The organism is Streptomyces sp. NPDC014733, from assembly GCF_043083385.1.
Lineage (GTDB): Bacteria > Actinomycetota > Actinomycetes > Streptomycetales > Streptomycetaceae > Streptomyces.
In genome coordinates, this window is record NZ_JBIBYO010000003.1 from 250,559 (window position 1) to 265,553 (window position 14,995).

Genomic DNA, 14,995 nt, shown 5'->3' on the forward strand with positions numbered 1-14,995 from the left:
GGAGGGCGCTCGGCCCGGCGGTGGCCCGAGGTGGTCAGTAGTGCTCCATCGCCGCGTCCAGCGCAGTGTTGAGGGCGTTGGCCCAGGTCTTGAGGCCCTCCGTGGCCTTGGGCAGCCCCAGCAGGTCGGGGGTCTTCGGGCGTGGCCCGTGGGTGCCGAAGGCATCGCCCGGCAGGTCGAGGTGGAGCAGGAGGGTTGCGCCCGCCCCCTCTTCCCACTGGACCAACTGCTCCAGTTTCGCCGTCTGTTCGGGCGTGAGGTGCGGTTTCACATAACGATCGAGGAACTGCTCCTGGTCCATCCGCTCGCCGTCCACCAGGATGTCGTCGCCCTCGGACGTCAGGTGCACGGTCTGCCGATGGTCGTCCGCCTTCGTCCTCTGGGCCGCCAGCAGCCCGTCCAGCATCGCCTTCTGCCGGTCGCCGCCGGCGTCGGCGTAGGGGTGCGGGGGGACGTACCAGCCGGAGTCCACACGGATGACCCCGGGCCGCACCCCGCCGACGCCGCGCAGCACCGCCTCCGGGCTGAACCGCAGCTGGAGCGCGTCGGGCAGGGTGAAGACCCCCTCGAAGACGTTCGCGCCGGAGATCTTCGGCAGCCCGAACGCGTCGAACGTGCCGTACGTGGCGAGCTTCACCACCACGTCCACGGAGGTCGGCGTGTGCCGCTGCCAGTGCACGGTGCGGTCGACGGAGTTCTTCTGCACCGCGACCTGTCCGCCGGAGTCGTGTTCCAGCGTGTGCGTCACCGACGAGGACGCGGAGAACGCCTGCTTGACGCCGTGGAAGCTGCCGGTGACGCCGCCGCCCAGCGTGGTGCCGACGTTGTCGGTGTGCGCGTCGATGTCGTTCTGCAGGTCGTAGTCGGCCCGCTCCCCGGTGCCCCGGTGCCAGCCCTGCGACAGGCCCAGATCGCGGGGGCGGAACTCGACGGTGAGCTGCGCATGGGTGTGTGTCGCCACCCCGCCCTCCGCGCTGATCCGCACCGGGAACGTCGCGATCTGCGGGGCCGGGGTGCCCAGACCGGTACGCACCATGTGGCGGGCCAGCTCCCGGGCGCCGATCAACTGCTTGAGCTGCACATGGCCGCCGTGCCGGGGGTCGGCGAACACCTTGGGGGTGCCGGGGTGTGTGGCCAGCGCCGTCATCAGATCGTGGAACAGCACCTTCCCGGCCCGCTCGTCCATGTCCACCAGCACGTCGTGGCGGAGGAACGCATGGGACGTGATGGGGGACAGCGGCGTGGGGACGCCCGTCACGGTGACCGGCAGCTCGGACCGGGGCACCAGCACCTCCTCACGGACCGGGACGGGGATCTCGTGCGGGGTGTTCCGGTCGGCCGGGAAGAAGGTGACGGCCTTGTCGATGCCCGCGGTGAGGAGATGCGCCTTGCCCAGGAGCAGGGCGTCGACCAGCTGCGAGGCGTGCGAGAAGCTCTCCACCGACAGCGTCAGGGTGGCATCGGTCTCGTAGACGAACAGGTCCTCCGTGTCGGTGGTGTACGCGTCGTGCCGCCGGACCATGACGCTGCTGTTGTTCGCGACGCCGTTGCCGGTGGTGCGGGTCCAGGACGCCGACAGCGAGCCGCCGCCCCCGGCACCGCTGCCCCCGGCGCCGAGCGTGACGCCCCTGCTGTGCTTGGCGGAGGTGCTGAACTGCTCCTCCAGACGGGTGTTGGACTGGATGTAGCGGGAGAGGACGCCGTGCGCCGACTTCCCGGTGAAGCGGGCGGCCGTGGTGTTCCGGTCCATCCGCAGGTGGACGTCGACGCGGGTGTGGTGCCCGAACCCGTCGAGGCGCACCTGGAGGGTCAGCCCGGTGTCGCGCAGCAGGCTGGACAGATGCCGCAGCGAGGCGCCGTCGAGAATGCTGTCGGCCATGGACTTCATCGCCCCGGCCGGTGCGCCGAGGGTGTGCAGCGGGCCGAGGACCTGCGGCGCGTCCCTGGTCAGCAGCGTGACGAGCTGATGGAGCACCTGCTGCGAGAGCGTCGGATCGAGCACGCTCCGCTGCTCACCCGGCACCCGCGTCAGCTGCCGGGGAACGTCCTCCCGGCTCTTGTGGTTCTCCTGGTTCCGCCGACTCTCCTGGCTCTCCCCCTGATCCCCGTGCGTCGTGTGGTCGTTCGGAGGCGTGCCCTGGTGGGGGACCGGCGCCGGGGTGAGCCCGGTCGTCATGGACAGGATCGGCAGCCGGTCCAGCGTCTGCGGCACCCCGGCCTCCTGCGCCGACTGCTCGGTCAGCACCGGACGCTGGAACGTCGCGCCGCCCGGCACGTGCAGGGTGGTGCTGAGCCCGTCCGCCTTCCAGGTGCCCAGCATGTTGTTCTCGGTGACGGCGATGTTCAGCCGCCAGACGACGTCCATGGCGTGGTGCTCGTGCGGGACGTCGATCGAGTAGAACTCGCCGGGATGGGTGTCGTCGATGTCGATCGTGGTCCGCGCCGCGGAACGGCTCCGCGTCTCCGAGTAGCCGGCCGACCCGCTGCCCTCGTTGTCGCCCTGCTTCCCCGCGTACGCCGTGCTCCCGCCCGAGCTGAACGAGTTCGAGCCGGAGATCTGCGTCTTCCTGGTGTGGCGGAGCATGTACTCGGTGAGGCCGAACGAGGACAGGTCCTGCGTCTCGGTACTGAGCGGCTTCTTGTTGCCGGTGACCGCCTGCACCATCAGATACACATGTGCGTCGGCGAACTGCTTGCCCACCACGAACCGGCCCGGCAACGCCTTCGCATCGCTGCTCAGCGCGGTCTTGAGCTGATCGGTGGTGATCATGTGCTGGAGGTACGAGGCGATGTGCGGCGGCACGCGCAGCTCGGCCAGCAGCTCCGCCGCGGCGTCCCGCAGCACGCGGGCGTGCAGGACGTGGTCGATACGGTCGCCGGAACGCAGTGGCTCCGGTGTGAAGCTGTCGGGCAGCTCGATGTCGGAGAAGGTCATCGTCCTGCCGTTCCAGACCGGCTTCTGCGCCCGCTGCGCGACCGGCGGCGGACCGTCGCCGCCCGCGCCGTCCGCGTGCGGGACGACCGGGAGATCCGCGAGGGACTTCGGCACCAGGTACTGCACCCCGCCGGTCGGCGTGGTGACGTGCGGGGTGGACGTCTCGGACGCGCTTCCGGTGATCTTCTCGGCGTGCACCGACACCTCGTACCGCGCCGGGTAGTAGTCGTGCCACATCGTGCCGGACGCGTTCGTACCGTGGTGGGAGAAGGCGTATGTGGTGATGCCGTTGGTCAGTGAGACGTCGCGGGAGCGCCCGAAGGCCAGGCCGGGCGGTGTGAACGTCAGCCCGCCGCCGCTCGTGGACATCGAGAAGCCGAGCGAGAGCGACTGGCCGTTGCCGAGGGATTCGGTGGTGGCCAGCCAGTTCCAGTGGGTGGGCCAGCTCTGGACGGTGGCGTCGTCGACCGGCAGCCGCCACGCACCGTCGCCCTGCTGGTACCGGCCCCGGACCGTGAAGTGGAGCAGCAGCTGGGTGCCGTTGTCGCCGCGCGGCCCGAGGAACGTCAGGTGCAGCCCGTCGCCGAACATGTCCTTCGTCTTCCGCGACAGCTCGTTCACATGGAACTGGATCTCCAGGAAGCGGTTGAGCTGGTCGAGGTGGCGGGTGCGGTGCTCGGGCGTCAGATGGGAGAAGTTGACGTGCTGCTCCGCCAGCACGGCCTGCTTGCGGAAGTGGTCCACCAGGTGCGACAGACCGGAGACCCCGAACCCTTCGTACAGCCCGAACGCCGGCGGGCTCGGCGGTGGCGTCGTCAGCGTCGGCGGCGGGGACACCTGCTCCCGCATCGCGTGCGACAGCTGGTACTCGAAGTGGTCCGTCAGATGTTCCGGGACGTGCACGACCAACCGCACCGGTACGGCCTGCGGCGGCATCGCCGGCTTGCCCACCTCGGTGAGCGTCGCCTCCATCGTGAGGTGGATCTCGTAGGGGACGCTCCTCCCGTTGAAGCGGACGGTGTCGAGCACGCCGCCGGTGTTGCCCTCGGTCAGCGACGCGGAGTTGTTGCTGCTCAGCGAGAAGGAGAAGGGGAACGACAGTGACGGGGCGTCGTCGGAGAGCTTCGGCCCGGCGGTCAGGTCCACGCCGAAGCTCTTGCCGCCGCCCTGGGAGGTGGTGTGGAACAGCGAGTCCCAGGCCCGCACGTTGTTCGCCAGCCCGGCCTCGATCGCGTCGCCGGAGCGCTTGACGGTCAGGATCTGCGTCCGGACGTCGGAGACGTAGTGGTGCCCGTTGCTGTGGACGGACGGCAGCCGGGTGTCGCTCAGCATCCGGGAGAAGTTGGCGAGGGTGCCCATCTCGCCGAACCAGTGGTTCAGGAACGCGTACGCCCGCGAGTCCTCGCCCATGTGCGGATACGGGGCGGTCAGCAGGGTGACGAGCCGTTCCTGCCCGCTGCTCTCCCGGACGAGGAAGAACGTGTTCTGGAGCGCCCGGGTGACGCGGCCGCGCTCGTCCGGGGTGCGCGGGGTGACCTCCCAGTCGTGGCTGGTGTGGTTGGCCTCGTGGCTGGTCAGCTCGTGCGGGAAGGCCACCTCGACCGGTACCGGCCTGTGGAGCGGGGGCTGGTTCGGTACGGCCTTGGGGACGCCGTGCAGCTCCACCTTCAGGCGGGCGTGGGGGAAGGCGAAGTGTTCCTGGTCGCCGTCGAAGACCAGCTCCGGACGGTCGTAGGAGTTGTGCAGGAAGCTCTGCCCGGCGGAGGCGCTGGAGGAGCCGGTGAGGTTGACGGCGAAGTTCAGCACCGCGTGCTCGGCGGTGGGCTTGAACGACGTGGTGCTGGTCAGCGAGCGGGAGTTGCTGGTGGTGTGGGTACCGCCGTACTGCCTGTTGAGGGTCGCCTCGCGGTGCCCCTTGACCTTGGCGCCGTACGGCAGCGGCTGGGTGAGCTGCTCCCCGGTCAGGTGGACCGCCTCGTCCCGCGACAGTCCGTCGAGCCAGAGCTTCATCCGGTACTTCGACTGCCGGTCGTCGTGCAGCAGGAGGGTGATCCCGTCCTTCGACAGCAACTGCCGTACGAGCAGCGGACCGTTCGGCCCCGAGATCTTCTGCCACACATCGGCGGCGACCTTGTTGACCAGCGCGTTCTTGTGACCGGTCGGCAACGTCGTCCCGGTCTGGTCGACGGCGGCCCGCACCAGCGCCGTCAGCGAGGCGGGACGCGGCCCGGGCACGCCGACGGGGATGTCCCCGATCCGCACCACGGACCCGAACTGCCCGAGCGGATGTTGCCCGCCGTCCCCGAACCCTCGGGGGACCTGGGGGGTGTGGGGGAGGGGCGCGCTGCTTGAGTGGGTGGCGGTGTCGGTATCGGTGTCGATGCCGGTGGGGTCCGGCGTGTTGTCCCGGTTCTCGGACGGGGTGATGTTCTCGTCCTCGGGCGGGGCGGTGTCCCGGTTCTCGGGCGGAGGGGTGTTCCGGTCCTCGGACGGGGTGGTGTTCCCCTCCTTGTTCTCGTTCTCGCTCTCCTGCGTCGGCCGCTCGGAGAGGCCGACGTGCAGCCGGCGGGTGGCGCCGGGGGTGTCCTCGCCTTCCCAGTGCTTCAGGTCGTGCAGGTTCGCGTCCTGCTCAGGGGTGAGCTCCGGGCGGACGTAACGGTCGAGGAAGTCCGCCTCGCCCAGCTTCTCACCGCGGACGAGGACGGTGCCGTCGCCGCCCGAGGTGACATGCCAGGTGGTCCGGTCCTTGGTGGCGTCCGTCTCCTGGGCGGTGCGCAGCGCGTCGAGCATGGCGGCGGTCTGCTGCTCGTCCGTGGCGTGGTGCGGGGCGACGTACCAGCCCGATTCGGTCCTGACCGTCGCCTCGGTGACGCCGCCGGTCTCGCGGACCACCGCCTCCGGCGAGTAGCGCAGTTGCAGCATGTCGTCGACGTCGAAGCTGCCGTGGTAGGCGTTCTTGTCGGTGAAGGAGCCGACGTGGTCGACGGAGGTGCTCGGCGCGATGTCGATGTCGATCTTTACCTTCGTGGGGCTGTGACGCAGCCAGTGCACGGTGCGGTCGATCGACTCGCTGGGGTGCGAGGTGAACGCACCGCTGTCGTGCGTCTCCGTCCGGCTCTGCTTGAGCTTCCCCCCGAAGCTCTGGGTCATCTTGCCGGTGGCCGCGGCGAATTTGCCGGTGAGGGTGGAGCCGAAGCTGCGCTCCTTGGCGTCCGCGTGCGACTGGGTGTTGTACTGGTACCGGTAGTCGGAGCGTTCGGATGTGCCCTTGCTCCACCCCTCCGACGCGCCGGATTCGAGCTGGGTGAAGGAGATCCGTACGTTCCCGTAGGTGAGCGTCGTGACGCCGCCCTCGGTGGTCAGCCGCACGCCGAAGGTGCTGTCCTCCGTGGTGGTCCTGCCGAGGCCCGCGTTGCGCAGATGCCAGGCCAGTTCACGGGAGTTCAGGAGCTGACGGAGCTGCTCGCGGCTCTGCTGCCCCTTCTCCGCGAACTTCTTCGAGGCGCCGTCGTGCCGGCTCAGGTCCTCCAGCACGGCGTCGAAGAGCTTCCGTGAGGACTCCTCGTCCATGTCCACCAGCACGGAGTTGTCGCGGAACTCCTCCTTGCCGATCGGCTTCGGGGGCTCCTGGGGCCGCGGGGGAGTCTCCGGCGGCGGCTGTGTGCCGGACTGCTGGGCGGGTGGTTCCTGCTGGGCGGGCGGCTCCTGCGTTCCGTCCTGCTCGGTGTGCTGGTCGACCTCCTTGAGCTGCTTCGGGGAGAGCTCGGAGCGGGCGACGACGACCTGTTCCGAGACGGGTACGGAGAGGGTGTAGGAGCCGTCCTTGTTCGAGGTGAAGAGCTTCTTCAGCTTCTCCGACCCGCCGAGGAGCAGGCTGTCGGCAAGCTGGGACGCATGGCTCTCGTCCTCGACGGTGAGGTCGATGGTGCTGTTGACCTCGTAGACGTACAGCTCCTCCTCGGCGGTCGTGTACGCGTCATGGCGGCGGATCATGGTCGCGTCGCTGCTGGCGAACGTGGTGCTCCTGCCGGATCCGAAGGAGGCGGACGGGGTGGCGCCCTCGGTGCCCTTGGCGCCGGACCCGTCGAAGCCGAACCCGTAGGAATTCTTGACGGTCCGGGAATGCGCCTCCTCCTCGCGGACGTGTGACTGCGTGTACCGGGAGAGGACCCCCTTGGAGACCTTTCCGGTGAAGTGCGCGCCCGCGTGGTCCCGGGTCAGCTGGGTGATGATGTTGGTGTACGAGTGGTGGCCGACGCCGTCCGTCCGCATACGGATGTGGAGGCCCGTGCCGCGCAGCAGACTGCTGGCGCTCTGCAGGGTGCGGGCGTCGAGGACGCTGTCGCCCCCGGAGTCCGTGACGGTGCCCGGCTTGTTGTACGTGTGGTTCTTGCCCAGCGCGTGCGGTGCGTGCTCCTCCAGAAGCTTCTCCACCGACGTCAGGATCTGGGAGGTCAGCGAGGGCTTCGCTCCGGCGCCGGCGGCGTTGCCGTCCTCCTGCTCGTTCGCCGGCGCGGTGTCCTCCCGGGGGGACAGGTCCACGGTCATCGCCGTCAGCGGCAGCTTCGTCAGCTGCTCGGGGACCTTCGCCTCCGCCGCCGTCATCTCGGTGTACGTGGGGCGCAGATACGACACACCGCCCTTGACGTGGACGTCCTTGACCCGGATGTCCTCGCCCCACGTACCGGCCATGTTGGTGTCGTGCCGGATGACGTTCATCCGCCAGATGACGTCCGCTTCGTGCTGCTGGTGCGGCAGCGTCTGGTCGACGAACTGGCCGGGGTGGACGCTGGTCACCTTGACGGTGGACTCACCCTTCGACACGGACTTGCCGAGGGAGGCGTCCCCCGAACCGCCGCCGGAGCTGTCGCCGTTCTCCTTGGAGCCGCTGAGCGAGCCGTCCAGCCCGCCGGAGTGGGAGTCCACCTTCTTGTCGGTGCTGGTGAAGCGGCTCATGGCCTCGTCCAGCGTGAAGTTCGACAGCTCCTGTGTCTGCCCGTGGGTCTTGTCGTTGACGGTGATGGCCTCGATGACGAACCGCACGTCGTTGTCGGTGAAGGTCTTCTTCCGCACCTGCCGCCCGGACGACGACTGCGACTCGCTGTTGAGGATGCCTTTGAGCTGATCGGGGGTGAGCAGCTTCTCGACGTACGGGACGGCCTGCTGCGGGGGGATGCCCACGTCCTTGAAGAGTTTCGCCGCCTCCCGCTGGAGGTCCAGGGCGCCGTGCACATGGTCGATGCGGTCCAGCGTTTCCATCCGGTGCGCGGTCGCGTCGTCCGGAGTCTTCAGCGGCGGGTAGCTCTTCTTCTTGCCGACGGTCTCCGGCTCGACGTCCTCGACGGTGACCGTGTGCTCCGTCTCCTCGTGGGAGCCCCCGTCGGTGGAGGTCTTCAGCGAGTCCGGTATCAGGTAGTCGGCGCGGCCCTCGACGGTCTTCTTGATCGCAGGCTGCTCGTCGAGCACCTTCGAGCCGGAGACGTGCTCGACCTCCACGGTCGTCTCGAAGACCACCGGGTAGGAGTGGTGCCACATCTTGCCGGAGGCGTTGGCGCCCATGTGGGAGAAGCCGTACGTGTTGATGCCGTCGGACATGGACCGGTCACGGCCGTAGGAGTAGAACGAGTCCATCGGCGTCATGGTGAAGTCGTCGGTCATGGCCGCGGAGAGGGTGCCGCCGACGGTGAGCGATTTGCTGGTGGACCGGCTCTGGGAGTCCTGCAACCACGCCCAGCGCGTCGGCCACTTCTGCAGGGTGGCCTTGGTGATCGGCAGCCGCCAGGCGTGCGTCTCCTCACCGGGCCTGGCCGGGCGGGCGGTGATGCCGAAGTGCATCAGCAGCTGACCCTTCTCGCCCCTCGCACCGCGGAACGTCCGCCGCACCCCGCCGTTCATCACGTCGGGCGCCATGTGGTTCAGCTGCTCGGAGTGGAACTGCGTGGTCAGGAACTCCCTGAGGTCGTGACGGTGCTCCTTCCCGCTCTGGACGGTCTTGTGCCGGAACCCCGTCTTCTTCTCGGCGTGCAGGGCGTCGTTCATGAATGTCTGCGGCAGGTCTTCGAGCCCCTGGAGCCCGAAGACACCGAACAGCCCGCGGGCCGGCGGCCGGTCCGACGGGTCGAGCGCTTCCTTGACGTGCTCGTTCCCGTTGTCGTCGGTGTGGTGCGAAGTGGTGTCCTCGGTGCTGGTGTCCGGCGGGGGCGTGAGGTGGCCGCCGTCCTCCTGGACCACCTCGGTGAGCTGCTTCTCGAAGTGCTCGGTGAGGTGCTCCGGGACGCGGATGATCACCGTCACGTCCTTGGTGCTGGAGAAATCCCCGCTCCCCACCGGGTTGAGGCCCGCCTGGACGCGCAGCTTCACCTCGTACGGCACGCTCGGCCCGTCGAAGCGGGTGGTGTTGGACGTACCGCCGGTGTACCCCTCGGTCAGCGACGACGAGTTGCTGGTACCGAGGCCGACGCTGATCGGGAAGGACGTCGGCAACTGCTCCGGGCCGATGACGACGCCGAGGTCGAGCGATGTGCCGCCGCCCTTGGAGGTGGTGTGGAACACCGAGTGCCAGTCGCGGGTGTTGCCGGCCAACCCCACCTGCGTCGCGTCGCCGACCCGGCGGATGGCGGTGACCCCGGCACGCGCCTCGGTGACGTAGCGGGTCCCCTCGTGGAAGAAGGAGGGCAGCAGCGTGGAGGTGAGCATCCGGCGGACGCTCCACAGCATGCTGTGCTCGCTGAACCAGCTGTCCAGCATCTTCCGCGGCGCCGAACCCTGCCCCATCGACGCATACGGTCCGGTCAGGTCGGCGGCGAGCGACGACTGGCCGTGGCTCTCCTGCACGATGAAGAAGGTGTTCTGGAGCGCCTTCGCGACGTTCTGCCGCGCCGTGTCCGAGGCGCCGCTGTGCACCTCCCAGTGGTGGTCGGTGGTGTTGGCCTTCGGGTCGGTCAGCTCGGTCGGGAAGGTCACCTCCACGGTGTCCTTCGCGGTGGCCGTGCCGTGCCGGCCACCGCTGTCGCGGCGGACATCGACGGTGAGCGTGGAGTCCTTGAAGCCGAAGTGTTCCCGCGTCCCGGCGAAGTTCAGTTCCGGGCGGACGTAGGTGTTGGTGAGGTTGCTGTGCCCCTTCGACGAGCTGGAGGAGCCGGTCAGCGTCACCTTCGGCTTGATGCCGACATCGTGCGCGGCCGTGGCGTGCGTCGTACCCACCGACGCGCTGCGGCTGTTGGACGTCGTCGAACTGTCGCCGACGTTGTAGTTGATCGCCGCTTCCCGCTGCCCCTTGTCCGCCGAGCCGTACGGGAGCTGCTGGGTCGCCTCGGTGTCCTTCAGCGGGCGGGTGGCCGGGGACGAGCCGGACGTGGGGTCGCTCTTCGGCGCCGGTGTGGTCGGGTGGTGCTCCGCGTTGTCGCGGTGCACATCGTTCAGCTTGAGTGCGACGGTGTACGCGTTCTTGGGCGAGCCGACGGGAAAGCGCAGCCTCAGCCCGTCCTCGTCGAACAGCTTCCGGGCCAGGGCCTGACCGTTGGAGCCCGAGAGTTCCTTCCACAGCTGGGCGGAGAGCTTGTCCGCCAGCAGTGCGCGGTTGGTGGGCTTGAGGAAGCGCTGCCGGAAACCCTTCTGGTCCGGGATGTCCTCCAGGGCCGCCCTGACCAGCTGGTGCAGCTGGTCGGGGCGCTCCCCGCCCGTGCCGAACCCGATGTCCCCGAAGCGGTTGACCCGCCCGAACTGCCCCAGCCCGTAACGGCCGTCCTTCCCGAAGCCCTGCGGGACCTGGGGCTCCGGCTTCTCCTCCGGCGAGGAGTGCAGCCGGTCGTCGTCCGAGCCCTCGCCCGGGTCGCCGTCGCCGTGCTCGTTGTGGGTGGGCGTGGGGGACTCGGAGTCCTGGTCCTTGTCCTCGGGCGTCTCGGGCTTGACCTCTTCCTTGCTCTTGCCCTTGGCCTCGTCCTGTGACGAGGTGGACGGGGGCTCGGTGGGTTGGTGCGAGGGCCCGGGCCCGGACATGCTCTTGGCCATGGCCTGGTAGTGCACCCCGTCGCGGTTGTAGAACACGTACAGCGGAGGGCTGTTCGGGGTGATGTCGTTGTACGGCTGCGGGGGCTGGAGCACGGTGGGGTCGGTGGGGCGCTCCTTCGGCGCCATGGGGACGGCGGTGAGGTTGGCGCCGAGCATCTCCGGCATGGTGGCGAGGGCCTGCGGGAGATAGTCGCCGAACGGCGAATTCCACAGGCTGTGTTCCCCGCCCCTGGCCGCCGCGGCGACCAGGCCGATGTGTCCCAGCTCCCGCGCCTTTTCCGGGGTCGGTGCGACGGCCAGCAGATCGGTGTACCTGCTGTGCCCGATCAGCTCCCGCCACGCCCCCTCCCGGGCCCTCCGGTCCGTTCCGAGCAGCGCTCGGCGGATCTTGTCCTTGAACGTGGAATCCGGGAGCGTCGCGAAGACATCGTCCATGACGGTCTCGACCGGGTCGAGGTCCTTGTGGTCCCTCAGGACCTCCGGGACCGTCTCGACGTGCCGGGCCAGACGGTGCCGCAGCCCCGCCACGTCCAGCCCCCGGATGCCGGGCAGCAGATTCTGGTGGTAGGCGCTCACCAGCACGGAGGTGAACAGGCAGTCACCGTCGCCCTTGACCCTCAGCTCGTGGTACTTCTCGCCCCGCACGGTGTACGTGCCGTCGACATCCCGCTTCTTCCTGATCTCCGGCGGCGCCGTCGCGGTCTTTCCGGCGCCCGTCTCGACCTGCACCGTCTCCTGCCGCGGTGTGCGGCTGCTGCTGGGGACGGGGGACGAGGTCGAGGCGGGCGGTGTGTGGTTCCCGGAGGTGGTGGGCGTGGTGGTGCTGCCCGTCTGGTGCTGCCCGCCGCCGTCCCGGCCGCCGCGCACGCGGGTCTTCCGCGGCGCGCGCGGCTCCCCGAGCTTCGATTCCAGCAGCTTGTCGGCTTCCTGCCGCGCCGCTGCGTCGGTCTCGAACTCGCCGCGCCGGACGGCGATGTCCTCCTGCACCTCCCGGTAGGCGCGGAGCTGCCGCTGCGCGTCGGGACCGGTGCCGATGACCATGGGGGCGTCCACGATGTGCTCGGCCCACGAGAAGTCCTCGCCCGAGATCCGCATCGGGCCCTTCCCCTTCCGAGCGGTTTCCCCGGCGTTCCGCTGCGGGGGCTTCGTCTCGGTGCCGGTCTTCCGCGGGGTGGTGCGGTGCGGCGGTGCGGTGGCCTCGGTGGTGTTGCCCGAGGGCGTGACGGGTGCCCCCTCCTTGAGGGGCGTGTGGTCCTTGAGGGGGGCGTCCGGTTCCTTGACGGAGCCGCCGCCCGGCTCGATGTGCGGGGGCTTGTCCTCCGGGGGCGAGAGGTGGTCCGTCGGGCTGTTCGCGTCGCTCGGCGGGGGCGTCCGGTCCTCGTCGTTCAGCGTGGTCAGCTCGCTCCACGCGTTGCCGGATGACTTCTGCCCTTCTTCCGGCGTCCGCAGTTCCTGCGGCGTCCGGTCGTCGTCGGCGATCTTCTCGGTGGTCTTCTCGGAGGATGTCGGGGTGGTCGGCGTCTGCTTCTCGGTGTCGCCGGGCCGGTTCCCGGAGGTGGTGGAGCGGTGGGCGGCGGCGGTGTCGTCCTCCGAAGAGGTGGGGGGCTTCCGCGTCGCGTCGTTCCGGTCCCCGGGCCCGTCGCCCGTCTGCTTGGTCTCCTTGACGGTGTCCGTGCCCGTGTCCGGCTGCCGGTCATTGCCCTTGGGCTCCGCGGGCTCCTGCTTCGGCGGTGTCTGTGAGGTGTTCCGGTGCGGGGGCGCGGACTGCTGGGGGGTCAGGTTGGTGGCGTGGACGGCCGCCGCGTTCGCGATCGGCTGGTCGTTCCCGCCCCCTTCGACGTGCTGGCTGACCTTTTCGGTTCGCTGCGACGAGGAGTTGTCCGCGTGCTGCTTGTCGTGCTCGGTCCCGCCCTCGCCCTCGGTGACGCTCTCCGTGTCGCTGACCGATGTGTGGGTGTCGGAGACCGTGTCCTGGTGGTGCCCGGACTCCGGCGGACGCTTGGTGCCGTCACCGCCGCCGTCGCCGCCGCTCGCGGTGTTCTGCTGCTGCGGCGAAGCCGTGGGCGTATCGGGGCTCTTCGTCCCGCCCCCGCCGGCGTTCTGGTGCGTGGCGGTCGGCTGCCCGTCGTTCTTGGCGGTGTCGTCCGGCGGGGGGCTCTGCTGGTCGCCGCTGGAGAGGGGCGGGGGCTCGTACGTGCTCGTGACGTTGGACGGGGCCAGGATCTCGCCGCCCGGGGAGGTGGTGGAGATCGGTCCCGGCACGTTCCTGATGGCGTCCTTCAGGGCGGTGACGCCGGAGTGGCCGCCGACGGTGCCGACATGGGTCGCCGCCTGGCCCGCCGCTGCCGAGGCGCCGGACACCGGTGTGACGCTGAAGCTCTTCTCGTCGGAGAAGAGCAGGTTGTAGAAGCCCTCGGAGAGATACGCCTGACCGGTCACCGCGCCGGTCGCGCCGGTGAAGTGGCCGGCCTTGACGGCGACGTTGTCGTGCTGGTCCCGGATCGCCTTGAGGGTGGTGTCGGAGAGGTTCGTCAGCGACTTGTGCACGGCGGGGTCGAGATGCCGGCCGCCGCCGTCGTCGAGGACCTTCTTCAGCGCGGTGCTGCTCTCGTTGCCCCAGTTCTTGGCGAACGTGTTCCCGTACTGCTTGCCGAGGTCGCGGGCGGCCTGTTCGCCCAGTGTGTCCTTGAAGGTGTGGCTGAAGAGATCACCGAAGTCGTCGCTGATCTTCTTCGTCGCGGTCTCGCCGACGCCCTTGCCCGCGGCGGAGCCGCCGAGCGGCCGGAGGAGGTCGTCGGCGTTCTTGGTGATGATGTTCCCGACGCCGTCGGCCAGGCCCTTGGAGGTGGTGTGGGTGAGCGTGTCGGTGGCGGTCGACAGCTCGTTGGTGATCTGCTTGCCGACGTTCTTGGCCACCGGCCCCGCGAACAGGTCGGACAGCTTCTTGCCGGCCTTACCGCCCAGCAGCGACAGCGGCCCCTCCAGCAGTCCGTCGAGCAGACCGCCCAGCGCCGCGTCCTTGGTGAGGCTGACGTCCCAGGAGTCGCGGTGGCCCTTGGCCATCTGGATGCGCTGCGCGAGGGCGTCCAGGACGGTGCCGATGGACTCGTTGAGGATGACGTGCATCGCGAGGTGGTCGAGGAGGGAGCGGAGCAGCCGCTGGAGGAAGGTCGAGGTCTTGATCTTGATCTCGGGGATTTCCTCGAACTGGAGCATGGCGATGGCGACGATGATCTCGATCAGCATCTCGGTGATCTGGAGGATCGCCATGATCTTCATGTACTCGATGTTGACCGAGGACGACTTGGCCATCTTCTCCAGGCCACCGGAGAGTTCCTGACCGGCCCGGATGTAGTTGCGGTCGCCGGTGGTGAACTCCGAGAGCGACTTCGCGTACGAGTCGGCGGTGTCCCCCGTGATGCTGTTGCGGACCGTGTTGACGGCGCGGACCACCTGCTCGGGCAGTTCCTCCAGCTTCTGGCGGATCTGCCCGTAGCCGTCGCCCATCTCACGCAGCTTGTCCTCGTCCGCGTGGGTGAAGTCCTGGCCCGTCAGCGCGATGAACCAGCCCCGGCCCTCGTCGGATATCTGGAGGCTCACCGGGTCATCCGCTGCTTCAGGTGGTGGGAGGCTTCGATGTTGGCCTCCTCGGCGTTGGCGAAGGACTTCTGCGTGCCGAAGGTGTCCTCGGCCGTCTGCTGGAAGGCTTTCGCGAGGTTTCCCAGCAGCCCGTGGAAGGCGTCGGCCCCGGGCAGCAGGGTCTTCCGCAGCTGATCGGACGTCTCGTCGCCGGAGCCGCACGCCTCGTTCACCAGGAGGGAGACCGTCTGCGTCTGCTTGGAGATCTCCATGACGATCGCGGACAGCTCGTCCGTCTGCGACGCACCATGGTTGATCCCGCTCAGGTCGGCAGCCAGATTCTCGGCCACGGCCGTCTCCCTTCGTCCCCGTCACATCCGTCGCACACCGGCGGCCCGGACGGTGCCGCCGTACCGCCGTGCCGTACGGCATCCCGTACGGCACGGCGCTTCACTTCCCGCGGGGTGAGCC

At 69.2% G+C, this 14,995-nt stretch carries 2 protein-coding genes; both read right to left on the minus strand.

What is annotated here, in order from left to right; translation table 11 throughout:
- Window positions 1-34: 34 nt before the first annotated feature.
- Window positions 35-14,545, minus strand: coding sequence for a hypothetical protein (locus tag ACF1BH_RS09370; protein ID WP_391641821.1), 14,511 nt, complete (start codon window positions 14,543-14,545; stop codon window positions 35-37).
- Window positions 14,542-14,874: a hypothetical protein gene (locus ACF1BH_RS09375; protein ID WP_391641822.1), complete on the minus strand. Its 333-nt coding sequence runs from the start codon at window positions 14,872-14,874 to the stop codon at window positions 14,542-14,544. Before ACF1BH_RS09375 ends, ACF1BH_RS09370 begins: the two co-directional genes overlap by 4 nt.
- Window positions 14,875-14,995: the final 121 nt, after the last annotated feature.